Raw genomic sequence first — 24,467 nt, forward strand, 5'->3', positions numbered from 1 at the left:
ACCCCTTTGTGTGACATTTATCACAAAAGTGCGTCTAAATTTTTGACACAATATAGTTAACGAAAAGGGGAGAAGGAAGGGAAAAATATGGATACAGTAATGCTGTCGCGTATACAATTTGCGTCGACGACAATATTCCACTATTTCTTTGTACCGGTATCAATCGGACTAGCGCTCTTGATTGCGATCATGGAGACCATGTACGTTAGAAAAGGCAATGAAGAGTACAAAAGAATGGCACAGTTCTGGGGAAAGCTGTTTCTCATCAACTTTGCAGTAGGGGTAGTTACAGGTATTTTGCAGGAATTTCAGTTCGGGATGAACTGGTCTGATTATTCACGTTTTGTGGGTGATGTATTCGGGGCTCCACTTGCAGTCGAAGCATTGGCAGCTTTTTTTCTGGAGTCTACTTTTATTGGCATCTGGATATTCGGCTGGGACAAAGTGTCCAAAAGAGTGCACTTGTTATCCATCTGGCTAGTAGCTTTCGGTACGATGTTATCCGCTTTCTGGATTCTAGCAGCGAACTCCTTTATGCAGCATCCTGTGGGATTTGAGATAAATAATGGACGGGCAGAAATGAATGATTTCTTCGCGCTCATTACGAACGGACAATTGCTGGTTGAATTCCCGCACACGGTTCTTGCTGCGTATGCAACAGGCGCCTTCCTCGTAACGGGTATTAGTGCGTATAAGATATTGAAGAAACAAGATGTATCTTTCTTTAAGAAATCTTTTCAAATTGCAGCAATCGTAGGTATCATTTCTTCTATTGGTGTAGCCGTGGCAGGCCATGCGCAAGCACAGTATTTGGTTGAGACTCAACCTATGAAGATGGCGGCTTCTGAAGGACTGTGGGGTAAGAGTGGTGACCCAGCACCTTGGACCGTATGGGCTAACATTGATCCTGACAAGCAGGAAAGTTCTGGAGAATTTCAAATTCCGTATATGCTAAGCTTCCTTTCATACAGTAAATTTTCCGGTGAAGTTAAAGGTATGCTTGAGCTGCAAGCTGAGTATGAGCAAACCTATGGCCCCGGTGACTATATCCCGCCAGTACGTACGACATTCTGGAGTTTCCGGATCATGGTTCTAGCAGGAACGTTAATGATCGTAATGGGTATGTACGCAATGTATTTAATGTGGCGCAAAAAGATGGACCGTCCAAACACTTGGTTTATGCGGTTTATGTTATGGGGAATACTGCTTCCTCCAATCGCGAATACAGCAGGTTGGGTCATGACCGAATTCGGGCGTCAGCCATGGACGGTATTCGGATTGATGACAACGGAAGACAGTGTGTCGCCTAACATTACAAGTGGTCAGGTTCTATTCTCTGTTATTTCTTTTACAGCGATTTACGCCATTCTCGGATTAGTTCTAATTGGTTTGTTTATGAAAGTGATTAAAAAAGGTCCTTATGCGATGGATAACGATCACGGGGATTCGCATGATCCATATAACGAGGAGGGCGCCCAATGATGTCTCTTAATGAATTGTGGTTTGTGCTCATTGCAGTTCTGTTTATAGGGTTCTTCTTCCTGGAGGGTTTCGATTTCGGCGTAGGGATGGAAACACAAATTCTCGCTAAGAATGACACTGAGCGCCGGATTCTGATTAACTCGATCGGACCCTTCTGGGATGGAAACGAGGTATGGTTAATTACTGCTGCGGGTGCAATGTTTGCGGCTTTCCCTGAGTGGTATGCAACGTTGTTTAGCGGATTTTACATTCCCTTTGTCTTTGCTTTATTAGCTTTGATTGCACGTGGTGTTGCTTTTGAATTTAGAGGTAAACGGGATTCCGTAGCTTGGAAAAAAACTTGGGATGTTTGTATCTTTTTCGGCAGCTTCCTCCCACCTTTCCTCCTTGCTGTGGTGTTCGCCAGCTTCATCAAAGGTTTGCCGATTGATGGGGATATGCAAATGTACGCAGGTTTTACAGATATCGTAAATGTGTATACCGTAGTAGCTGGTGTGACTGTTGTCCTTCTTTGTTTGGTACATGGTCTCATGTTCACAACGTTGCGTACAGTGGGTGATCTACAGGCTCGCGCTCGAAAAATGGCGCAAAGATTGCTTTTGCCACTTGGGGCTCTATTGCTCGCTTTCGTGGTAATGACTTATTATATGACTGATATTTTCGAACAACGTGGTTTAGTTCTTATGATTATAGTAGCGCTGGGAATTATCGCGTTCATATTATCGGGTTATTTCATGACGAAGAAGAAGGACGGCTATGCTTTTGGAATGACAGGAGCGGTAATAGCATTGTCCGTAACTTCTATCTTTGTAGGATTGTTCCCACGTGTTATGATTAGTTCAATCGATCAAGCCTTTAATTTGACAATTACCAATGCGGCTTCGGGACATTACTCTTTAAAGGTAATGACGATTGTGGCACTGACCATCCTTCCATTCGTATTGGGATATCAAATTTGGAGTTACTTTGTCTTTCATAAACGCGTTCACGAGAAGGAGCATCTTGAATACTAATGGATAAAAATTTGCTTGGGTATAAAGGAGCTAAGCCGGTATTTCTGATCGTTGGCCTCCTTACCCTGGTGCAAAGCATGTCCATACTTCTGTTGGCCAAATGGCTGGCAGAAGTCATCTCTGCGCTATTTGCAGGAGAACCTCTGAAGGAACAATGGGCTACTTCGCTATTGTTCCTTCTTGCATTTCTAGTGCGCCATGCTTGCGCCATGCTGATGAGCCGTATCTCTTACCGCTTTGCGGAAGCAACAGGCAGCAACATGCGGAGGGAAATGATGGATAAGCTCTTCCAGCTTGGACCCAGAATGGTGGGCGGGCGTGGAACCGGGGATCTTGTCACACTTGTGCTGGAAGGCGTAACAAAGTTCCGCACATATTTAGAAGCGATTATCCCTAGAATGGTAGGGATGTCAATTACACCGATTTTGGTGCTTATTTATATCTACAAGATGGATACCGCGAGTGGGATAATTCTAACGATCACTATGCCGATTATTATTGTTTTTATGATCTTGATCGGGATGACGGCTCGCAAGCAGATGGACCGTCAGCTGAAATCTTATCGTACCTTATCTAATCATTTCGTAGACTCCCTCCGTGGGCTAGAAACGCTGAAATTTCTGGGCCGCAGTCGTAGTCATAGCACGAGTATTGCCACCGTCAGCGATCGGTATCGCTCGGCGACGATGCGTACACTGCGAGTAGCCTTTTTGTCTTCGTTCGCGCTGGACTTCTTTACGATGTTATCCGTTGCTTCCGTCGCGGTAAGTCTTGGCCTGCGTCTGGTCAACGATCAGATGACACTGGTTACGGGCTTAACCATTCTGATCTTGGCACCGGAATATTTTTTGCCTGTACGATTGGTAGGTTCGGATTTCCATGCTACTCTCGATGGTAAGGAAGCCGCTGAGGCAATGAAAAGCATTATAGATCAGGATGAAGTGAAAGCTGAAGTAGTAGGTTCTAATGGTGACCAAGCATTGAGATCAGCATCGAAAACACCAGAAGAGATATTCACTTGGCATAAAAATAGCATACTTACATTAAATGATGTCAGTGTGAAATACGAGGAAGCTGGTCTTTCTTCGCTGGAAGCGGTAAACCTGCAATTTAAAGGAGCAAGCAAAATTGGGATTATCGGAGAGAGTGGGGCCGGTAAATCTACACTAGTCGATATCTTGGGTGGTTTCTTACATCCTACTTCAGGAAGTATCACAGTAAACGGTACAACGGTTAGCGCATTAACGGATGAGGCTTGGCGAAAGCAGACCTCGTATATCCCGCAGCGCCCTTATATTTTTAGTGGTACATTGGCTGATAATATTCGCTTCTATTACCCTGAAGCTTCTATGGAAGCTGTGGCTGCAGCTGTGAAAGCTACTGGATTATCAGAGCTGGCGGCAACCCTTCCGAATGGCTTGGATGAGATGATCGGCGGCGGAGGTCGTTCGTTCAGTGGCGGGCAGGAGCAGCGGGTTGCGCTGGCTCGAGCTTTACTCAGCAGTCGTCCGATTATGTTATTGGATGAGCCGACGGCACATCTGGATATTGAGACGGAATATGAGCTGAAGGAGACGATGGTGCCTCTTTTTGAAGGAAAGCTGGTCTTTCTGGCTACACATCGCCTGCACTGGATGCTTGATATGGACATTATTGTAGTAATGAAACAAGGAAAAGTGGCAGAAATCGGTACCCATCAGGAATTGCTTGCCCGCAAGGGTGCGTATTATGAGTTGATTGGGTCGCAATTGGAGGGAATCCATTGAAACGTGAAGGATGGTTTGCTCCGTATGTATCGTCGTATTTTTGGCGTTTTTTGCTTATTATCGTGCTTGGGGCGTTGACGATTTTTACAGCCTCATCATTAATGTATACTTCAGGATTTCTGATCTCAAAAGCGTCTACACCCGTCGAAAATATTTTAATGATTTATGTACCGATTGTAGGTGTGCGTACGTTCGGAACGAGTCGGGCTGTCATTCATTATGTAGAACGTTTAGTTGGGCATGACACGATTTTGCGAATTCTATCTAAGATGCGTGTGCGTCTGTACAATATTTTGGAACCACAGGCTTTGTTCCTGTCGTCACGCTTCCGCACTGGGGATATTCTCGGGATGCTTGCGGATGACATTGAATATTTGCAAAATGTATATCTGCGCACCGTTTTTCCAAGCATTATTGCTTTGCTGATTTATGGAGCAGCTGTGATTGCACTGGGTACTTTTGATATCGCCTTTGCGCTATTGATGGCTCTGTATATATTGGTGTTAGTAGTGGTGTTGCCGTTCTTATCTCTATTGTTCACACAGAAGCGCCAACGTGAAGTGAAAGTAGAGCGTAATCGTCTCTATCAAAAGCTGACTGACGCCGTACTTGGTATGGGTGACTGGGTCATTAGTGGACGACAAAGCCAGTTCGTAGACACTTACGAAGCAGATGAGAGAAAAGTAGCCAAAACCGATGCAGCGCTGCGCAGCTGGGCACGTATTCGTACGTTCATTGGGCAAGCGGTAATTGGGATTGGCGTGCTTTCTATGCTATATTGGGCCGCTGGAGAGTTTGCAGATGGTGCTATTGCGGGTACATTGATTGCGGCGTTCGTACTGGTTGTTTTTCCTGTAGCAGATGCCTTTCTGCCAGTGTCTGAAGCGGTGGAGAAAATCCCGCAGTACCGTAACTCCTTAGAGCGATTGTCTGGTGTAAATGGAACTGAGCAGAACATCGTCTCTGAAAAAGCAACTGTAGTCGATGCTCTGCCTCAGGCCATGAAGAGTGCTCACATCAAGCTCGAAAATGTAGGTTACCACTATGGTTCAGAGACTAACTGGTCGGTTCGCGATCTCAGCCTCGATATTCCACAAGGTAAAAAGATTGCGATCATCGGCCGAAGTGGTGCGGGTAAATCGACGTTATTAAAGGCTATTCAAGGTGTTATTGAACCTTCTCACGGCTCGGTTACGATTAATGGAATTGCTGCAGATGCCTATGGCGAGCATATTCCTTCTATTATAGCGGTGCTTAATCAGAGTCCACATTTATTCGATACTACAGTAGCTAACAATATTCGTATGGGTGATCCGAAGGCTTCCGAACAAGCCATTAAAGAAGCTGGCGCCTTAGCCAAAATGGATACGTTGATCTCCTCGTTGCCAGATGGATATGATACCTTTGTTCGTGAAGCGGGGCAACGATTCTCTGGTGGAGAGCGTCAGCGGATAGCGTTAGCTCGTATTTTGCTGCAAAATACACCTGTTGTCATACTCGACGAACCGACTGTAGGGTTGGACCCGCGGACGGAACGTGATCTTTTGAAGACAATGTTCGAAGCCATGAAGGGTAAGTCACTAATTTGGGTAACGCATCATTTGGTCGGTGCGGAGCAGATGGATGAAGTGATTTTTATGGAAAATGGCTCAGTAGAAATGCGTGGAACCCATGCGGAGCTGATGAAAAAAGAACCACGTTACCGCAGATTGTATGAGCTGGATCGTCCGGTGGAGTTTCTAGGGTAGGATGGAGAGTTTAAAATAATATTTATAGATAATAGAGAGAGATAAGTGATGAGATTCCTTTTGCCCTTCGGGGTGGGAGGAATCTTTTTTTGGTGAAGGGCAAGAATATAGACAATGGATGAACAGATCGCTGGAATGGATAGATAGGAGTTCCATTTTCGTGGGAAGTATGGTAGAACAATAGAAGGAGTATTAGGCCGTAGCGGCACAGAAAGGGATGCTTGGTTGAATGTATGTAGTATGTAAAGAACATGTAGAATTAGCTATTGATTTGTTTGTGGACGAGTATGAAGATGCACCAGATGTAGTGGATTTGAAGGAAACGGAATTCTCTGACTGGGACCCGCCGGCAAAGTGCACCCAATGTGAGAAGAACGCTGAATATTTGGTGGTCTAAAGGACCTTTAAGACTTATAAAAAAACACCTTGCAGTCCCGGAAATGGGCCGCAAGGTGTTTTTGCGTGGAATAATTATAGGTGCATTGGAGGATTAATCTTATGCATCTGCTGCATCTGCCATATTGGTCAGGGAGCTACCTCGGTTATTCTTGCGGTAGACAATGGCTGAGATGATGGCAAGCATTGCTGCAATAGAGAGTCCCCAGTAGATGTTCGAGTAAGCGGCCCGGAGCGGCAGCCCACGCTGCCATTCCAATGCACTTGCGGCCATAGCTACGCTGAAGGCGCCGCTAAAGAATTGCAGTAGCTGGAACAGTCCCATCCCGGAGCCTATTTGTGAGGAAGGCAGAATCCGTGAGATTTCATTGGATACACTACTGGACAACGTCGTGAAGGCAAGACTCATAATCATATAGATCAGCATAACGGCAATCCAGGACCGCCCAGCGAAGAATGCGAACAGGACGGTAGCAGTCAACACAAGCAGTGGAGCGAAGCGCAATATCCCCGCATTGCCATAACGGTCGATGATTCGTCCGACGGAACGGGAAACGAAGATTGCGAGCAACGAGCCCGGAAAGATCACAAGCCCGGCATGACTTGCACTGAAGCCAAAACGATGAGTTAAAATCTGTGGCAGCAGGAACAAGGTGGCGAAGCTACATAGATAGGAGGCGATTCCGACCACCGCCAGCACGAGATATGAGCGGTTACGGAAAAGCGCGGGCATTACAAATGGGTCGGGCGTGCTGCGGATGCGGCCAACAAATAAAGCGATGGCGACAAGTCCGGCGACCAAGGCCACCCACAGCCCACTAGTCAGGAACAGCAGCAGACCGGTGGTGCCGACGCCCAAGAGCAGCCCACCAAGCACATCAAAGGAACCCCGGGTGGGCACCTCTTTAGGCAACAGGATGAGGAACAACGGTACGAGAAGCAAAATAGCTGCCGTTACAGCGAACAACCAGATCCAGCCAAGATATTCGACGATGGCTCCGCCCGCGACCGGACCAAGGCCTAGGCCGAGTGAAACGGCTGACATAATCGTCGCCATCGATTTGCCGCGACGGGATTGCGGGACATAGCGGGTAAACAACACAAGAGATAAGGACATTACTGCGCCCGCGCCCGACGCCTGTAGAATGCGCACAATAAGTAGAAAGATAAAGTTGGTGCTGAAGAAGCCGGCCACAGCCGCAAAGCCTAGCGTCAACAAGCCTATCACCAGCAGGCGGCGGATCGGCAGAAAATCAGAGAGCCGGCTGTACGTGATTGAAGCAATCGAAAACATAATGGAATACCCGGTAACAATCCAAGAAGCGGATGCAGCTGTAATGCCGAAGGCTTCGGTTACATCAGGCAGTGCCAAATTGAACATGGCTGTATTCATGATGACGAGAACCACAGCAATGCTGAACAGGAGAGTCAGCAGGCCTTCCCGTGGAAGAGTCGCTTCCGGAACGGAGGCTTCATGATCCGCATTCGCGGAAAGGTTATTTACAGAAGTCATGTGCGAAGCACTCCTTTTTTATTGTTTAATAGTTCGATTACTTACGAACAATTGAAATATAGCATGCGTTGATATAAAATGCAATTAGGATCACCAATATTTTTTTCGCATTAAAAGTAGGACAAAGGGGATAATCATCCATGAAAATACTATTTCATCCGGACCGCAAGGACATTCAGCTTGCTTCCGTATTGTATGCGCTCAGCGATCCAATTCGCCTCCATATCGTATCGGATATTCATAGAAATGGAGAACAGGCTTGCAACGGCTTCAACGTTCCGATCGCCAAATCCACCATGTCTCACCATGCCCGTACGCTGCGCGAGTCAGGGGTTGTGTTTACGCGGGTGCAAGGAACCCAGCGTATACTGTCGCTACGGACAGAGGATCTGAGCGCACGTTTCCCAGGATTGCTGGATTCTATATTGAGTGCTTATGAAGCTGGGGAAAAGCCGGATTTTGTAATGGAGGAGCGGGAGGAGAGTAAGTAGGGGATGGATTGTCTGAAGAATAGGACATTTAAGGAATGCGAAAGATTAGGAAGCTACTTACAAGGGACGCCCAGTGCGCGTCCTTTTGCTATTTCAATAGAGGACTATAACAGGAGGCACTTATGCTTATTCAAATTATTGGCGTAGGAAAATTGAAGGAAAAGTACTTGATTAATGGCATCGCGGAGTATGCTAAACGGTTGACACCGTACCTGAAATTTCAGGTGATTGAGGTGGCAGATGAAAAAGCACCCGACTCTCTAAGCGAAGCAGAGGTCGGTATTGTTAAGGCACGCGAGGGGGAACGCATCCTCGCGCACATAAAGAGCGAGGCGCATGTCATTGCGCTCGCGATTGACGGCAAGCTGTGGAGCTCGGAAGAGCTTGCCGCAGAAATTGACCGGCTCGGCACCTATGGGACGAGCCATGTCGTGTTCGTCATCGGAGGGAGCCATGGGCTCTCCGACGAGGTCATGCGCCGCGCGCAGCAGCGCATGAGCTTCGGGCGCATGACGCTGCCCCATCAGCTCATGCGCCTGGTGCTGGTGGAGCAGATTTATCGCGCGGTGAAGATCAATCGGGGGGAACCTTATCATAAGTAGGGCGAAAAGTTGAGTTGAAGGTTGAAGCTTTAATGCTAAATATATCAGGAATAGTTCTCCATCATTTGATATAAATAATTTCGAAAGTCTTCAACATAGGTTTTGGGCTCTACAACTTTTAGATGAGTGCCGAAGCTTGCTAAAAGTTGAAATCCCATACGATTTTGTGGGACATAAATGGTTGCTAATAAAAATCCAGAACTATGGTCTTCAATACTTCTTCGACCATACCTTTCGATGATTTGATCTTTTATGCTAGGCGATATCCAGGCCTTAATCGTGACGAATTCAGGTAGATAATTTGCTTCGTGTACTTGCTCTGACCAATCGTCTCTAGGATGAAACGCGCGTTCATCCATAGTAATATGATCGATCCGAGATAACTTGAAAGTTCGATATCCCTGTCGATGTAAACAGAATCCTTTCAAGTACCAACTCGATTCGCTAAAATGCAGCTCATAGGGCTCGACCATTCTATTCGTTACAGCCCCGTCCTTATCTGTATAATCAAACGAAACCAGCCTCTTTTTTGAAATGGATTCTTGATATGTCTTTAAGGTTTCAAGAATCTCGGACCGACCTTCCCAATCATAAAACGACAGTTGAATGGAACGATTTAGAGACAATGGACTAACCATTGCCTCTATTTTTTTTATCGTTCTTTCAACTTCTTCAGTACGGAGGATTTGTTCCAATCCGCCGAGCGCAGTTAATATATTCTGTAAATCGGAGCTGCTTAAAAGGCGTTTATCAACCTTGTATTCATCCATTATGCCGTAGCCCCCTTTGACCCCATTGACAGAGTAGATCGGGATGTTCGATAAGCTCAATGTTTCCATATCGCGAAGGATCGTTCTTTTGGAGACATTGAATAGTTGTGAGAATTCCGTTGTAGAAACAACCTCTTTTTTCAGCAATATCATGATAATCGAAATGAGTCTCTCCACTTTGTCCATAATTGCCCTCTTTTTTTACATGATTTCAGAAAGGTGACACCTAGATGTCACCTTTTATTCATTATACTACAAGTATCACAAGAAGGAGGTTTTAATTCAATGTTTAATCCAACCGATTTTCCCAAGCCCACCCTTATTTCAGCCAACGGTGTGGAACTCGAAGTGTTTGAAGCAGGCCGAGAAAACGCAGGAAAACCTATTGTACTCTGCCACGGCTGGCCAGAGCATGCCTTTTCTTGGCGCCATCAGATGGACGCACTTGCCGCAGCGGGCTACCATGTCATCGTCCCCAACCAGCGGGGTTACGGCAACTCATCCCGTCCGACCGAAGTAACAGACTATGACATTGAACACTTGTCGGGTGATCTCATCGCGCTTCTCGATCACTATGGATACGAGGACGCTACCTTTGTCGGTCATGACTGGGGTGCATTCGTCGTTTGGGGACTGACCTTGTTGCATCCAAACCGCGTCAATAAAGTGATAAATCTGAGCTTGCCTTACCAAGAGCGCGGAGAAAAACCCTGGATCGAGTTCATGGAAGAAATACTTGGCGGCGATTTCTATTTCGTCCACTTCAATCGACAGCCAGGCGTCGCGGACGCCGTATTCGAAGACAATACATACAGGTTCCTTCGCAACCTGTACCGGAAGAACGAGCCTCTCAGAGCACCTGAGCCAGGTATGGCGTTGATCAATCTCGCCAGAGCAGAAACACCGCTCGGTGAGCCCGTATTGAGTGAAAGCGAGCTGGCCGTTTACGTCTCCGCTTTTGAAACATCAGGGTTCACGGGCAGCATAAATTGGTACAGGAACCTTGACCGCAACTGGCGCTTATTGGCGAAAGTGAACCCAATCATCCAGCAGCCGACCCTCATGATCTACGGCGACCGGGATGTGGTTGCGAAGTCTGAAAACCTGACAAAGTTCGTGCCCAATGTGGAAGTGGTCAATCTGGATTGCGGTCATTGGATCCAGGAAGAAAAGCCGGAAGAAACAAACCAAGCGATTTTAAAATGGCTGGAACAATGGGAGATGTAGTTTTTTTCAACAACCAAGAAGAGTTTAACGATTGGTTAGAAGAACATCATGCTGAAGCTAGTGAAATTTGGGTGGGCTATTTTGGGATAAGTACAGGGCGTGCAAGCCTTACTTGGTCTGCATCAGTAGATGCCGCTCTTTGTTTTGGGTGGATTGACGGTATACGAAAAACCATTGATAAACAAAGCTATAAGATTCGCTTTACTCCGCGCAAAGTAAATAGTGTATGGAGTGCTGTGAACGTAAAGAAGGTAAAAGCACTAATACAGCTTGGAAAGATGAGACCAGAAGGAATGCACGTCTTTTACAACAGAACCGATGCACAAGGCTATTCCTCTGAACAAAGAAACGTGGAACTTGCCAAAGAATATGAAGAACAAATCAAGGCAAATCAAACAGCCTGGCTATTCTTCACTAATTTATCACCATCCTATAAAAGAGATTCTATCTGGTGGGTAATGAGCGCCAAGAAAGAAGAAACACGATTAAGAAGGCTTGGAATATTGATCGCTTCATCTGAAGAAGGGCTAAAATTTCAACATTGCAAAAAATATATTACAGAATAAGGAAATATAAATATCAAAAGAATCGTTAAAAGGATTTTTGGTACTGCATAAATCTGGGTCTATTGTTTCCCTGATCTTTAGGAGAGAGGAGCTACTGTATTTCTCAATCAATTAGGGTTTAATTCTCATCAAAAGTCAGAACGTTTTAAATGCGAGGCATAAATCAAATCGCTAAATGAAGAAGGGATGAAACAGCTCATCCAAAATCGCAACCCCCTTCATTTTTATGGTACAGCCGACCCTCATGATCTATGGTGACCGGGATACGGTCCAGAGGTCTGAAAACCTGACAAAGTTCGTGCCTAATGCGGAAGTGGTCAATCTGAATTGCGGTCATTGGATCCAGCAAGAAAAGCCGGAAGAAACAAACCAAGCGATTTTGAGATGGCTGGAAGAACAGAATGATGCTGAATAGAGTCGCTTAGCAAGCAAAACTTAGAAAAACAATAAGGACACCCAAACAGGCAATGTCATTAAGTTAAGCTCAAAGGTAAGAACGGGAATAAAAATGGAATTCAAAACGGCATGGGAAAGCCCCATGCTGATCGCTGTCAATACGAGTCCTGAATGAACTTCATTAACAATCTCTTGAATTTCAAGTACTGTCCATGGAGATGTCTCGTCCACGCTCAATGCATAATCAACATAGGTTAAGTTCGACGGAGTAACACCTGTTACTCCAGCAGTGTCAAATATTGAGTGGTCAGGCGCATCGCCAGCTTGCCGAACGTAGTAAGCATTAATCGTATCCAACGCGGCTTGTGGAGACATTGGTGCAGGTGTCTGCGTTCTATAGATGTTACGCTGAACCTTATCATAAGTGGGACAAATTTTAGTCATAAAAAAACCCGCTCGAAAAGCAACACTTCGAGCGGGTTTTCTTTCGGGTCATTTCGTCATATCAAGGACGATTCGACCATTGATTTTGCCTTCTAACATAAGATCGTAGATCTCATTAATATCTTCTAGTTTACGTGTCTCAATAATGGTTTTTATTTTTCCTTCTGCAGCGAATTGTAATGTTTCTTGTAAATCTTTGCGAGTGCCGACAATCGAACCGACTACCTTTGTACCGTTTAATACCGTATCAAAGATCGGGACATCCATGGATTCAGGAGGCAGTCCAACCATGACGCAGGTACCGCCGCGACGAATGGCCCCGTAGGCTTGGTCGAATGCTTTTTTCGCAACCGCCGTACAAACGACACCATGTACTCCACCGATTTCTTTTTGAATCCAGTCTGCGGCATCTTCTTTTAATGCGTTTACGGTTTTGTCTGCGCCAAGCTGTTTGGCAAGCTCCATCTTTTCATCCGACGTGTCGATGGCCACTACGTTCATTCCCATCACCTTTGCATATTGTACACCAAGATGACCCAATCCTCCGACGCCGAAAATGGCTACCCATTCACCTGGCTTTACACCTGATACTTTCAAAGCTTTGTAGGTCGTAACGCCAGCGCAAAATAAAGGTGCCGCTTCGATGAAGCTTAGATTATCAGGAACCTTCACTACATAATCGGCAGCTGCCACACAATATTCTGCATATCCACCATCTACGGAATATCCAGAATTTTGCTGATCGAGACAAAGAGTCTCTCTTCCTGTAAGACAATACTCACAATGACCGCAGGCTGAGTACAGCCATGGGATTCCTACTCGGTCTCCTACCTTTAAGTGTGTAACTCCTTCACCTATTTCTTCAATAATCCCAACGCCTTCATGTCCGGGAATAAGAGGGAGTTTCGGTTTGACGGGCCAATCGCCATGAGCAGCATGCAAATCAGTATGACACACTCCGCACGCATGAATATGGACAAGGATTTCTTTGTGTCCGGGTTTTGGTTTAGGTACGTCTTGTAGCTCTAACTTTTCTTTGAATTTCTTTACTACAGCGGCTTTCATTAGCATACTCCTTTAGTTTTTTGCTTTTCAAAAAGTAGTATGTTCATGAGGCTAACTTTAAATTCTTGAGACTTTTATCACTGATTAACACTCACATCACAAGTAATATGTTAGAATATCAGAACAGCTTTACTGCGTTACCGCTTTATCAACTTCATAATTCACGAGCTATGATGGCTAAGGATTATACTTTAGCTGGAGCAGCTTCTGGAGAGACTGCGGAAATTCCGCGGCGCCGAAGGGTTCACAATCTCAGGCAAAAGGACAGAAGAGTACTGAATATGTATTTGTCATGCTGATCGCTATCAGCAGGGCGAATATTATTTGATATTCTTACGATCTGGGAGATTGGATGACATCCAATCTCTCTTTTTTTATTCCAATTTATTGTACTCACAAGGGGGAACTAGGTATGGCACAACCAGAATTAAAGAGAGAGCTGGCCAATCGGCATGTTCAACTTATTGCTATTGGCGGCACCATTGGTACAGGATTATTCTTGGGATCAGGCAAGGCGATAGAGAAGGCAGGCCCATCCATCATGATCACGTATTTAATCGTGGGTATTGCTGTGTTTTTTGTGATGAGAGCACTGGGAGAACTCCTATTATCTAAAGCGGGCTATCAATCGTTTACGGATATTGCTGAAGACTACCTTGGATCACGGGTCGCATTCATTACCGGTTGGACCTATTGGTTTTGCTGGATCATGACGGCTATGGCTGATGTCATTGCTGTTGGCGTATATGTACAGTACTGGTTTGATATCCCGCAGTGGGTTCCTGCCATCGCCTGTCTAGTCGTGTTATTAGGACTTAATCTATTAACTGTAAAGAGCTTTGGGGAACTCGAATTTTGGTTTGCTTTAATTAAGGTAATTACGATTCTCGCCTTGATTGGTCTTGGGGTCATTTTACTGATCATTGGGTTTAAGACGGATGCAGGATCGGTGACGGTACGAAACCTATGGGAGCATGGGGGATTTTTTCCGAACGGCATATCAGGCTTCTTATTTTCTTTTCAAATGGTTGTATTTGCTTACGTGGGTGTGGAATTGGTCGGGGTGTCGGCAGCGGAAACAGCGGATCCGGAGAAAAATATCCCATCGGCAATCAACAAAATTCCTTTACGGATTCTATTTTTCTATGTTGGTGCGCTTTTTGTCCTGCTATGCATTAACCCTTGGACGGAGCTCAGCCCGGCAGAGAGTCCTTTTGTAAAAACCTTTACTTTAGTAGGGATTCCAATTGCCGCAGGGATTATTAATTTTGTCGTATTAACTTCAGCCGCGTCCGCTTGTAATAGTGGGATGTTCTCGACCAGCCGAATTCTCTATAATTTGAGTAGAAATAACCAAGCGTCACCTCGTTTGGGCAAACTAAATAAAAACCATGTACCAGGTAACTCGTTATTCATTTCTACAATTGTTATATCTGTGGGTGCACTTTTGAGTAAACTTATTCCGGAGCAGGCTTTTGGAATCGTGACAACGATTAGCGCCATTTGTTTTATATGGGTGTGGGGCATTGTTCTTATCTGCCATATTAAGTATAAGAAAACCCGGCCAGACTTACAGGCGAAATCCAAATTTAAAGCACCGTTCACACCGGCTATTAATTATATTGTCTTAACCTTGTTCGCTGGAATACTGATCATCATGCTGTTCGCTGGAGAGACACGCCCGGCTTTATTGTGTACTCCATTATGGTTTGTTTTATTATTCATCCTGTATTCAATTAGAAGCAAAAAGGGGAAAAGTAATCAAGCTTGAGTGAGGTCAACATCAACTAGCGGTATGCCTAGTGTTAACTGCAACTTGGGGTTGCGGGGCTGCAACTAAAGCGTTCTTTACTTCTGCATACGATTAATCCAATATAGGCTTAAGAATTGCAGAAAGGTAGTTGCTGCTATGATCTTTGGGGAGAAGTTAAAAGCGGAAAGAAATAAAAAAAGTTGGTCACAAGAAGAACTGGCCGAGAAGCTGTTTGTAAGCCGACAGTCGGTTTCGAAATGGGAGAATGGTCAAAACTACCCAAGCATTGAAATCATTATTAAAATAAGCGATCTTTTTGGGGTAACTATCGATGAGTTACTAAGAAGTGACGAGGAGTTGACCAAAAAGGTGATAGAAGAAGGGAAGAAATTAGCTCACCCGAAATTAAAGTTTGTATTTGATGTCTTCGTAATAGCAGGCATTGTGCTGTTAGTGATTAAACTCTGTGTTCTCTTTCTGAACAAAGTAACGGCGCTAGGGATTACCTTGAATGGCGGGTCATTCTTTTGGAACTTCGGTTCTTTGATTTTAATGGTTGTCGGGGGAATCGGCTCCAGCATTCTGAAAGAAAAATATAAACAAGAGTAAGCCGGTGAGCCGGGAATAGCTATTAATAATGTAAAAGGACAGCTGATCGCTGTCCTTTTTACATTCCACGTTATAAGGTTATTCCTTGTTAACTAGGTTTGCTTTCTTTTCAACCATGATCTTGCTCTTCATCGGCATAAATAATGTTATAACAAACGCGGCGACGGATAAAATCATCATAAAGTAATAGGCGTCACTTGCCCCAAGAATGGATGCAAGGGATTTAAGGATCTCAGGAGTAGTAGAGGGGTTGCTCTGTATCACTGTGGCCGCATGACTTGTTGCCTGCACAGTATAAATCGTAATTACGACAGCAGTTCCGATGGCTCCGGCAATTTGGCGAACGGTATTGTTCACTGCTGTACCATGGGTGCCGAGTTGCTTGGGAAGTGCATTTAGTCCAGCCGTATTGAGTGGCATAGTAATGAAGCTTAATCCAATTCGCAAGCCAATGGTACGAATCATTAGATACATATACGTGGTCGATTCAGATAGATCAGATACCGCCCACATAGATGGAATAATAAAGAGTAAACCAATGATGAACAGTGGCTTGGCACCAAAACGGTCATATAATTTACCGGTGACGGGTGACATGAACGCATTTACGAGTGCCCCCGGCAACAAGAGTAGTCCTGCATCAAATGCTGTAGAACCACGCCCATTTTGCAGATAAATAGGCAATAAAATCATATCTGCGTACATCATCATGGTAATTAACACGTTAATAAGAGAAGTCATCGTAAAAACTTTATTTTTGAAGACAGACAGGTTTAACAGTGGATCATCAGACTTGATTTGTCGAAGGCAGAATACGGCCGTAACAGCGATCCCGATCCCTAAGGTCAGAATTACTATTAGATCGTCCCAGCCTTTACTTCCTGCACTACTGAAGCCATATAAAATCAAGCCAAATCCGACGGTCGATAAAAGAACACTTACCACATCAAGCTTAGACTTAGACGTCTCGGATACATTCACTAAATACTTGAATGCCAACGCTATAACAATGATGACGAGTGGAATGAGGCCGATAAATAACCAGCGCCAAGAGTGATATTCAACAATAAATCCCGCAAGCGTTGGCCCAATAGCAGGAGCAAATATCATCGCCAGTCCAAGCAGTCCCATAGCACTGCCGCGTTTTTCAACAGGGAAAATAGCGAGCACAACGCTCATCATGAGCGGCATTATAATACCGGCACCTGCAGCTTGGATCATCCGTCCGACTAAGAGTAGACTAAAGCTCGGCGCTGCTGCACAAATGATTGATCCAATTAATAAAAATGACATGGCACTTAGAAATAATTGACGTGTTGTAAAACGTTTCATTAAATAGGCTGTAATCGGAATCAATATCCCGTTGACCAGCATAAAACCCGTTGAAATCCATTGTACAGTTGTTGCCGTGACATCAAATACATCCATCAGACTACTTAAGGCGACATTTAAAAGCGTCTGATTGAGTGTAGATAAGAAACAACCAAAAATTAGAATGGTTAGTAGGATTCCTTTATTTATTTTCTTAATATCTTCTTGCATGGTGCAGGCCTCTCTTCATTGCTTTTTCGACATAGTGTCGATAAAATAAATCATATCAGCATTTAAACGGTATTCCTATTTGCAATTTTATTGAAAATGTCGACTAATCGACAGAATGGGTAAATTAGTTGATGAAATACTATATAAACGATAATAGAGGGATGAAATGTCCGAACATAAAAGAGTTGATCCACGAGCCATTCGCTCAAAAAAGATGCTGAAAAATGCTGTTTTTTCATTATTGGCCGAGAATGTGGAGATTTCTCAATTGACTGTCCAAAAAATCGCCAACCGTGCTGAGCTGAATCGTGCAACGTTTTATTTGCATTATGAGGATATTAATGATTTATTGCGCCAGATCGTACATGAAATCTTTGATGACCTGTCCATGAAGGTTGAACCGTTATTACAAGTGAAGAGCAGTATCGAACAGGAGCAGTTGGTCACATTTTTAAGTTATTTTTATGAATACCGGCAAATCTTTGCTGTATTGGTAGAGCACAAAGGCTTCAAAAACCAATTAACCAACCTATTAAAAAATACGATCGAAAAACGAAGAAACGTGAGAAACATAGATTCCACTAAGGAGGTTGTCTCCCTTGATATTATTGCAGCATCACTATTAGGGATTATTATGTGGTGGATTAAGGATGGCAGCCAATATAGTGCGGAATACATAGCAGGCCAAATTACCTTGATGTATAAAAGAAGGTATGTAACCGGTTAGGTTCAAGGTGAGAGTTCAATCGGGATTAGAATTAAAGAAGATCCATCAGGTTATCTGCGCCATCCACAATGGAACGCCTTGTTTTGAATATAGAATGATACGGTATCTCGATGGAGACTTTTTTTTCTGTGCAGGGAATGTGCGAGTTCTTTTAAATCCATGATTTTGTCGTTGACCAGTTGAGAGGAGGACCTGCGCTACAAAAGAAGAGGACAAGGAAAGGAATTTTAATTTAAAAAAGAACCCTAAACTTTTGGTTTTAGGGTTCCAATTATGAACTAACAACGTAATTTATTTCGTCGTTTTTCGTCCTACTAATACCCAGTACAGAGATAAACTGAAAAGGGTAATGAATACGAGAATGAATAGGATATTACTAAACATCGAAGCATCCGAATTGCTCGTAATTCCTAAGAAGCTTCTTCGCATGGCGGAATGGTCCATCATAGCTGCTGTATAGGCAATTCCGATTGACATCGCGACATTCAGTGTTAAATTGAAAAATCCGACGGCTGTACCTGTTTTTTCTTTTTCAATCGTACGAATACAAGAATCAAGTATCGGTGCATACATGAATGCAAATGAGCTAGAGAATAACACCATGGAGATCACAAATACAACAACCGAAGTTTGTATAAAGAATGCGCCTAATAATAAGCTTACCACTATACAAGACATCGCGATTGTAATGCATTGCTTGCTTCCTAAGAACTTCGCGAATTTTCCAGAAAGAGCCCCGACTAGAGTGGCTCCTATATAGCCTGGAATCAATAATAGTGAAATGGTATCTAGCTTCAGACCATAAATCTTTTCAAGCAAGAATGGAAATAAGAAAATATATGCTAACTGCACAGAGTAAATCACAAAAGCAACGCCAAGCAATGAGATAAACTGTTTATTTTTAAAGAATGATATTCCAATAAACGCTTTGGAGTTCTTACTAATATAAGTAAGGAATAATGTAATTGCAACAACAAACAAGAGAAGGTACATCCAATTGAAATCGGTAATATACAGTAGTAGGGATGCTGAAATGGTTCCCACTAGAAATAATCCTAATACATCAACATGACTGTTTTTCGCTTCTTCCTTAGGAAGATATTTTAAAATAAATGGAAGGGTGAGAAGTGTTACTAAAGAAACTAAAAACAGCATTGTCCAATGGAAATACGTAGAAATATAGCCTCCAGTTAATGCACCAATAAGCTGTGAAAGAGCAAAACTGCTTGTACTTAATCCTAAAAATTTCTTTTGTTCATTTGCAGGTAAATGTTTGGTTACAAATATAACATATAATGTTTCAGCTGATGCTAAACCTGCCGTTTGGATCAATCGTGAGATAACAACGAGTAAAAACGAATGTTGGAAAACATATCCCATGACTGAACCGACACATATTAAAATGATACCAGCGGTAAAAAGTTTTCTGAAACTAATGGAATCCGCCAAAGCTGCGTAAACAACCGCCCCAATCCCAATCACAAGGCCAGCTAGGGTTGCTTGCCAGCTGACTGTTGTCGCTGAAATGTTAAAATCTTTTGCCATATCAACAGAAACAATCTTAAACGAATTATCAATAATCAAGCATAGTAGAAATAATAGCAAGGTAATAGGTACTGCTTTCTTAAAATTATATTCCTGGGGTTTCTTCATGCACACATCTGCAGTTGTAGTAGACATAGGTATATTCTTCTCCTTTGTTGTTTGCTTCTAATGATGTTGAATAAGGTAGCGCTTCCATGAATAACCCCAAAATAATTACCCTTTGATTGCGATTTCATAGTCATTCATGATAACTTTTCTGATCATACAACATTGTATAGTTGTCTAACAACTTGTATGTTATTTAACAATGAGAATATTACCACACCTTTATCTCACTGACAACCTTTTAAAATTTGTCTTTTTATTACAGAAAGGGGTTTTCCTGAAAGTTGGTTTTCTTACGAATGAGTCAGTCTCGTCTTCATTCTAATGCTTCTAAAATTAAAAAAATGGCAAGCCTCCGGTTTATTGGAGGCTTGCCATTTGACGTTTTCGTTCCATTGTGGCTTGCTTTAAAAGATAATGGGCAGCGCATGCCCTTCATTCGGTTATTTAGATGTTTTAATCCTAATTTGACTAAATTGTATGGGTATATAGTATTTGTTATAAACAACAGGGTACTTATCGCTGATATATACACTTTCTAAAATTAAATCACATTCCTCTCCGTAGGAAAGTTGGTATTTTAATGACGGAGTATTGACAGAATCAGAACGTTTAATTTCAATGGTGGAGGAATTAGCTAGTTCATATACCTTCTCCTCCAACATGTCCAGTACTTGCTTTTCGTTTTGTAAGTCAAGATTTAATTGAGAAACGGCTTCGATTGGCATCATCGTAAAAGCAAAAGCTACGATCTTATCGTTACTTTTATACCAGCGTTCCAACGCAACAACTGCAGTCATTTCTCGATTTAATACTTGTATGGCATAGTCCGTTATTAGGTCAATTCGGAAAATAAGTTCGATATCATCTATGTTTCCCGTATAGCATTTATATAGAGGATTCCCCAACTTCTCCAAGCCATCCATACTTTCATTCTGATGAAATTTGGTAATGAAATTTCCCTTGCCCTGGATATTTTTAACCAAGCCATCTTCCTTCAAAAGTGCCAAAGCATGTCTCAATGTCATTCTGCTTACACCTAGTTTTTTGGCCAATTCGGGTTCTGTTGGAAGCTGGCTGTCGGGAGGAAATATTCCTTCCATGATTAATTTATACAATTGGTCATACACAATGACGGATAGTGGTTTTTTTTGTTTATTGAGTTCATGAAGTTTATTGATCATTGTCTTATACCCCTATGGTTTTTTATTCATGAGTTATAAATTCCATTTCTTCTCGTTCTTCTTTTCTTGAATCTATTGTAACTTACTTTTCTACGGAAATGTAGATACTAGACAATTACGTCGAATAGATTAGGTGTCATTCAATCATCATATTGATAAATTAATAGGATAATGTCTATTTTCCTTTGAAGTACTGGTAAAAATTTTGTAGGAACTTGTGTTAAAGTGAGTTTGTTAAAAATTTCACAAAGTAGAGAATTACGTTTTTAATGAAGAAATGTAGAATGATTCTGGGGTAAACTGCGTTTTTAGATGATGAAAAATACGACCGTATTGGCATGAATTGTGGAAACTCATAGCGGTGGCTACACACGTAAGCTACATACGGAATATGGTAACCTGTTGCTTAATATTCCCAGAGATTGTAACTGTGAATTCAAGCAGAAAACCGTTGCTCCGTACAGCGTCCATCATTATGAGCATAGATAAAAGAGGCTGTCCCAAAAGCCGTAAAACGGCTGAGATACTTTTGTATCGTTGGTTGTGTGAAGGCTGCGACATGAGTGAAATTTAATTCAGGACTAGTGATATTCCGACAAAAAACCGATATATACAGTAGGGAAAGTCCTATCGTTTTACAAGAAGGAGGAGAAATGTATGAAAACTCAAAAACGTTTTAAAGGGGCGAAATGGTTAGGAAGTTTATTATTAAGTTTAAGCTTATTTACCTTTTCCAGTATTTCATTCGCTGAAGCAAACGTACCTAATGATATTGATGCTGGAATCGCAGGCCTAAATTATAATCGTAATGAAGTTTTGGCCATAAATGGTGATCGAATTAGTAGTTTTGTTCCCAAAGAAGGTACCCAGTCAAATGGAAAATTTATCGTGGTTGAACGGGATAAAAAATCACTCGCAACCTCACCCGTAGATATTTCCATTATTGATTCGATCACGAATCGCACGTATCCAGGTGTCATACAACTTGCAAATGAGGATTTTGCGAATAATCAGCCTAGTCTGGTTATGGCCGCGAGAAAACCATTAGATATTAGTATTGATCTACCTGGGTTGAAGAGTGAAAATACAATTGCGGTTCAAAATCCAAATTTCAGCAGTGTTTCTGGTGCCGTTGATCAGCTCGTGTCGACTTGGGTTGACAAATATTCAGACACACATACCCTGCCTGCAAGATTACAGTATGCAGAATCGATGGTGTACAGCAAAAATCAAATTGCCAGTGCACTTAATGTGAATGCACAATACCTTAACAACACGCTCGGAATCGACTTTAACGCAGTAGCAAGCGGCGAGAAAAAAGTGATGGTAGCTGCTTATAAGCAAATCTTTTATACCGTAAGCGCGACTCTTCCTAACAATCCATCGGACCTTTTTGATAGCAGTGTGACGTTTGCTGAATTAGTCCGTAAAGGGGTAAGTAATGAGGCTCCGCCACTGATGGTATCTAACGTAGCTTATGGCAGAACTATTTACGTCAAATTGGAGACAACTTCGAAGAGCAGTGATGTACAGACTGCATTTAAAGCATTGCTCAATAATCCTAACATACAAGCTAGTGGTAGTGGGCAGTACAAAAATATTTATGATGAAAGTTCATTTACAGCTGTTGTATTAGGCGGCGATGCACAAACACATAACCAAATCGTCACGAAAGACTTTAGTGTCATCCAAAATGTAATTAAGGACAATGCACAATTTAGCAGTAAAAATCCAGCATACCCCATTTCATATACTAGTGTCTTCTTGAAAGACAATTCCCTTGCGGCTGTTCACAACAATACGGAATATATAGAGACTAAAACGACAGAATATACTAAGGGTAAAATAACGCTTGATCACAGTGGTGCATATGTAGCTCAGTTTGACGTATCTTGGGATGAATTTACATTTGATGCAAATGGACTAGAAATCATTACACATAAAACATGGGAAGGAAATGGCCGAGATAAAACGGCGCATTTCTCGACAGAGATTCCACTTCCTCCTAATGCCAAGAATATCAAAATTTCCGCCAAAGAGTGTACAGGTCTTGCGTGGGATTGGTGGAGAACCGTGATTGATGAAACGAACGTTCCATTGTCCAGCAATATCAAAGTTTCGATTGGTGGTACGACGTTATATCCAACAGGTTCGATTAGTCAATAATGATTAATGATAGGGGTTGTCTCAAAAGCCATGAAAGTGGCCGAGGGACAGCCCCTATTTTGTGTGGAGCAGCCGAGGGGTGTGCTGAAGCGTGATATCAGTTCATGGCGTGTTTCCTCCACGATGTTTATAGATAAATCTGCGCTACATGGGCATATTTGTAGTGGGTCTTGCTTAATGTGTGGTAAAATTCGTTCTTGTAATCCATTTATAGTTCCTCCTTAACATTTGATAAACTTAGTATAGCAATGTATCGCTGACAGCTTTTATGTCAGTCATAGAACATAAATTTCAGGGGGATGAGTATGAAGCTAGAACGAATGATCGCTATCATTATGCTACTCTTGCAAAGAGAAAAGATGAGCGGGAGAGAGCTGGCCGAACTGTTCGAAGTTTCACTTAGAACCATTTATCGTGATATTGAAACCATTAATCAAGCAGGTATTCCGATTGTGACCAGCTCCGGTGTAGGAGGGGCATTGGGATCATGAATGAGTATAAGATAGAAAAAGGTTTTTTTACCGTCAAGGACATAACCGCTCTACTGATGGGGCTTGGCTTTATATCCAATACATTATCCGGTGAGGAAACCACTGCTACCCTGGCCAAAGTAAAAAGCTTTATCCCGGAGGATAAACAGCATGAAATTACACTGAAAACCAACCAAATCTCTTTTGACTTATCCGCTTGGCTAGGTAGCAATGATCTACAAACCAAAGTTGAAGTGATTCGAACAGCCTTGGAGCATTGCACATACTGTCTTTTATGTACCTAAGCGCTAAAGGGGATAAGTTTATGCGGACCCTTGAACCTCATCGTCTGTTATTGAAAGAAAATCATTGGTATGTGCAGGGGTATTGTTTAAAGCGGCAGCAATTTCGAGTATTCAAGCTATCCCGCATATCGGAACTGGAGAGAATGGAAGATTGTTTTGTTATGCGTGAGATTCCTCTAGCATTTTCAGAGTTTACAGATACCATGTCCAGGAAAATGCAAAGAATAAAATTGCAGCTAGACCATTCTATCCTCGACAGGATGTTGGATTATTGCGGGGAAGAGAACATTACTCCCCTAGGCAACGGCAAATTCTATGCCTATCTTGATTTTATTGAAGATGATTATGGTTATGGAATCCTAATGAGCTTCGGCGATAAGTGCCAATGCATTGAACCTGAGTATGTGCGCAATGAAATGAAGAGACGGCTTAATGATTCATTAAGAGCATATTATTGAAATATAAAGAAATTAACACGATTAACGGTCCTGGTCCTAATTTAATTGGATTAAGGCCGTTTTATTATATCTTCAAGTAAAGATGGCTTAACCCTGAGCGAAGCGTTCGAGGGGGAGGTTTTTA

The 24,467-nt window shown here is 42.8% G+C and carries 24 protein-coding genes, 1 pseudogene and 1 riboswitch; of the genes and pseudogenes, 18 read left to right on the forward strand and 7 right to left on the reverse strand.

Annotated features, from left to right (window positions below):
- Window positions 1–87: 87 nt before the first annotated feature.
- From NSQ29_RS27645 to NSQ29_RS27665, 5 genes are all read left to right on the forward strand, one after another.
- The gene (locus NSQ29_RS27645) at window positions 88–1,482 is read left to right on the forward strand and encodes a cytochrome ubiquinol oxidase subunit I (protein WP_339799565.1); all 1,395 of its coding nucleotides are present in this window, start codon (window positions 88–90) and stop codon (window positions 1,480–1,482) included.
- Window positions 1,479–2,495 carry a cytochrome d ubiquinol oxidase subunit II gene (cydB, locus tag NSQ29_RS27650; RefSeq protein ID WP_042193024.1) on the forward strand — a complete coding sequence of 339 codons (1,017 nt, stop codon included), beginning with the start codon at window positions 1,479–1,481 and terminating at the stop codon, window positions 2,493–2,495. Before NSQ29_RS27645 ends, cydB begins: the two co-directional genes overlap by 4 nt.
- Complete coding sequence (gene cydD / locus NSQ29_RS27655) at window positions 2,495–4,261, forward strand: thiol reductant ABC exporter subunit CydD (protein WP_341126520.1); 1,767 nt, start codon at window positions 2,495–2,497, stop codon at window positions 4,259–4,261. The genes cydB and cydD overlap by 1 nt, the downstream gene beginning before the upstream one ends.
- Window positions 4,258–6,009, forward strand: coding sequence for a thiol reductant ABC exporter subunit CydC (gene cydC, locus NSQ29_RS27660; RefSeq protein ID WP_341126521.1), 1,752 nt, complete (start codon window positions 4,258–4,260; stop codon window positions 6,007–6,009). The genes cydD and cydC overlap by 4 nt, the downstream gene beginning before the upstream one ends.
- Window positions 6,010–6,238: 229 nt before the next feature.
- Entirely contained in the window at window positions 6,239–6,406 is a 168-nt protein-coding gene (locus NSQ29_RS27665) for a CxxH/CxxC protein (RefSeq protein ID WP_076120603.1), read from the forward strand.
- A gap of 99 nt (window positions 6,407–6,505) precedes the next feature.
- On the opposite strand, the gene NSQ29_RS27670 is transcribed toward NSQ29_RS27665, so the two are convergent.
- The gene (locus NSQ29_RS27670; RefSeq protein WP_341126522.1) at window positions 6,506–7,918 is read right to left on the reverse strand and encodes an MFS transporter; all 1,413 of its coding nucleotides are present in this window, start codon (window positions 7,916–7,918) and stop codon (window positions 6,506–6,508) included.
- Between the two features lie 140 nt (window positions 7,919–8,058).
- On the opposite strand from NSQ29_RS27670, the gene NSQ29_RS27675 reads away from it, so the two are divergent.
- Both NSQ29_RS27675 and rlmH read left to right on the forward strand, forming a co-directional pair.
- Complete coding sequence (locus NSQ29_RS27675; RefSeq protein WP_042193020.1) at window positions 8,059–8,409, forward strand: ArsR/SmtB family transcription factor; 351 nt, start codon at window positions 8,059–8,061, stop codon at window positions 8,407–8,409.
- Between the two features lie 122 nt (window positions 8,410–8,531).
- Window positions 8,532–9,011 (forward strand): 23S rRNA (pseudouridine(1915)-N(3))-methyltransferase RlmH, encoded by a 480-nt coding sequence (rlmH, locus tag NSQ29_RS27680; protein ID WP_042131690.1) that lies wholly within the window; start codon window positions 8,532–8,534, stop codon window positions 9,009–9,011.
- 44 nt (window positions 9,012–9,055) lie between these two features.
- On the opposite strand, the gene NSQ29_RS27685 is transcribed toward rlmH, so the two are convergent.
- Window positions 9,056–9,967: a helix-turn-helix transcriptional regulator gene (locus tag NSQ29_RS27685; protein ID WP_340973537.1), complete on the reverse strand. Its 912-nt coding sequence runs from the start codon at window positions 9,965–9,967 to the stop codon at window positions 9,056–9,058.
- A 99-nt stretch (window positions 9,968–10,066) separates the two neighbouring features.
- Between NSQ29_RS27685 and NSQ29_RS27690 the strand changes: the two genes are divergently transcribed.
- From NSQ29_RS27690 to NSQ29_RS27700, 3 genes are all read left to right on the forward strand, one after another.
- A complete protein-coding gene (locus NSQ29_RS27690) occupies window positions 10,067–11,008 on the forward strand; it encodes an alpha/beta fold hydrolase (RefSeq protein ID WP_076133036.1) in 942 nt (313 codons plus the stop codon).
- Window positions 10,984–11,574, forward strand: a complete 591-nt coding sequence (locus NSQ29_RS27695; protein WP_341126523.1) for a YdeI/OmpD-associated family protein — start codon at window positions 10,984–10,986, stop codon at window positions 11,572–11,574. The genes NSQ29_RS27690 and NSQ29_RS27695 overlap by 25 nt, the downstream gene beginning before the upstream one ends.
- A 226-nt stretch (window positions 11,575–11,800) precedes the next feature.
- Window positions 11,801–11,989 (forward strand): alpha/beta fold hydrolase, encoded by a 189-nt coding sequence (locus tag NSQ29_RS27700; RefSeq protein ID WP_341126524.1) that lies wholly within the window; start codon window positions 11,801–11,803, stop codon window positions 11,987–11,989.
- A 20-nt stretch (window positions 11,990–12,009) separates the two neighbouring features.
- Here NSQ29_RS27700 and NSQ29_RS27705 read toward each other — a convergent pair whose 3' ends face one another.
- Together NSQ29_RS27705 and adhP are read right to left on the reverse strand one after the other, a co-directional pair.
- Window positions 12,010–12,414 carry a hypothetical protein gene (locus NSQ29_RS27705; RefSeq protein ID WP_341126525.1) on the reverse strand — a complete coding sequence of 135 codons (405 nt, stop codon included), beginning with the start codon at window positions 12,412–12,414 and terminating at the stop codon, window positions 12,010–12,012.
- A gap of 48 nt (window positions 12,415–12,462) precedes the next feature.
- The gene (gene adhP, locus NSQ29_RS27710) at window positions 12,463–13,479 is read right to left on the reverse strand and encodes an alcohol dehydrogenase AdhP (RefSeq protein ID WP_341126526.1); all 1,017 of its coding nucleotides are present in this window, start codon (window positions 13,477–13,479) and stop codon (window positions 12,463–12,465) included.
- 197 nt (window positions 13,480–13,676) lie between these two features.
- Window positions 13,677–13,757: riboswitch (glycine riboswitch) on the forward strand.
- Window positions 13,758–13,891: 134 nt separating this feature from the next.
- Between adhP and NSQ29_RS27715 the strand changes: the two genes are divergently transcribed.
- Both NSQ29_RS27715 and NSQ29_RS27720 read left to right on the forward strand, forming a co-directional pair.
- Window positions 13,892–15,250 carry an amino acid permease gene (locus NSQ29_RS27715; RefSeq protein ID WP_076285040.1) on the forward strand — a complete coding sequence of 453 codons (1,359 nt, stop codon included), beginning with the start codon at window positions 13,892–13,894 and terminating at the stop codon, window positions 15,248–15,250.
- A gap of 138 nt (window positions 15,251–15,388) precedes the next feature.
- Window positions 15,389–15,841: a helix-turn-helix domain-containing protein gene (locus tag NSQ29_RS27720; RefSeq protein WP_076298088.1), complete on the forward strand. Its 453-nt coding sequence runs from the start codon at window positions 15,389–15,391 to the stop codon at window positions 15,839–15,841.
- A gap of 78 nt (window positions 15,842–15,919) precedes the next feature.
- Here the strand turns inward: NSQ29_RS27720 and NSQ29_RS27725 are convergent, their stop codons facing one another.
- Window positions 15,920–17,383, reverse strand: a complete 1,464-nt coding sequence (locus tag NSQ29_RS27725) for a DHA2 family efflux MFS transporter permease subunit (protein ID WP_341126527.1) — start codon at window positions 17,381–17,383, stop codon at window positions 15,920–15,922.
- Between the two features lie 166 nt (window positions 17,384–17,549).
- On the opposite strand from NSQ29_RS27725, the gene NSQ29_RS27730 reads away from it, so the two are divergent.
- On the forward strand, window positions 17,550–18,110 hold the full coding sequence (locus NSQ29_RS27730) for a TetR/AcrR family transcriptional regulator (protein ID WP_340973526.1): 561 nt from the start codon (window positions 17,550–17,552) through the stop codon (window positions 18,108–18,110).
- 291 nt (window positions 18,111–18,401) lie between these two features.
- Here the strand turns inward: NSQ29_RS27730 and NSQ29_RS27735 are convergent, their stop codons facing one another.
- Both NSQ29_RS27735 and NSQ29_RS27740 read right to left on the reverse strand, forming a co-directional pair.
- Complete coding sequence (locus tag NSQ29_RS27735) at window positions 18,402–19,790, reverse strand: MFS transporter (protein WP_340973525.1); 1,389 nt, start codon at window positions 19,788–19,790, stop codon at window positions 18,402–18,404.
- A gap of 413 nt (window positions 19,791–20,203) precedes the next feature.
- Entirely contained in the window at window positions 20,204–20,944 is a 741-nt protein-coding gene (locus NSQ29_RS27740; RefSeq protein WP_234534765.1) for a GntR family transcriptional regulator, read from the reverse strand.
- 299 nt (window positions 20,945–21,243) lie between these two features.
- Here NSQ29_RS27740 and NSQ29_RS27745 point away from each other — a divergent pair.
- The 5 genes and pseudogenes from NSQ29_RS27745 to NSQ29_RS27765 form a co-directional block, all read left to right on the forward strand.
- Window positions 21,244–21,406, forward strand: a pseudogene (locus tag NSQ29_RS27745) (transposase); the annotation flags it as partial.
- Window positions 21,407–21,601: 195 nt separating this feature from the next.
- Entirely contained in the window at window positions 21,602–23,110 is a 1,509-nt protein-coding gene (locus tag NSQ29_RS27750) for a thiol-activated cytolysin family protein (RefSeq protein WP_340973523.1), read from the forward strand.
- 305 nt (window positions 23,111–23,415) lie between these two features.
- Complete coding sequence (locus NSQ29_RS27755) at window positions 23,416–23,601, forward strand: helix-turn-helix transcriptional regulator (RefSeq protein ID WP_341126528.1); 186 nt, start codon at window positions 23,416–23,418, stop codon at window positions 23,599–23,601.
- Window positions 23,598–23,885, forward strand: coding sequence for a hypothetical protein (locus NSQ29_RS27760; RefSeq protein ID WP_341126529.1), 288 nt, complete (start codon window positions 23,598–23,600; stop codon window positions 23,883–23,885). The genes NSQ29_RS27755 and NSQ29_RS27760 overlap by 4 nt, the downstream gene beginning before the upstream one ends.
- 20 nt (window positions 23,886–23,905) lie before the next feature.
- Complete coding sequence (locus NSQ29_RS27765) at window positions 23,906–24,343, forward strand: helix-turn-helix transcriptional regulator (protein ID WP_340973519.1); 438 nt, start codon at window positions 23,906–23,908, stop codon at window positions 24,341–24,343.
- Window positions 24,344–24,467 lie beyond the last annotated feature (124 nt).

The sequence above is a fragment of the Paenibacillus sp. FSL F4-0236 genome, from assembly GCF_038000135.1.
Taxonomy (GTDB): Bacteria; Bacillota; Bacilli; order Paenibacillales; family Paenibacillaceae; genus Paenibacillus_AQ.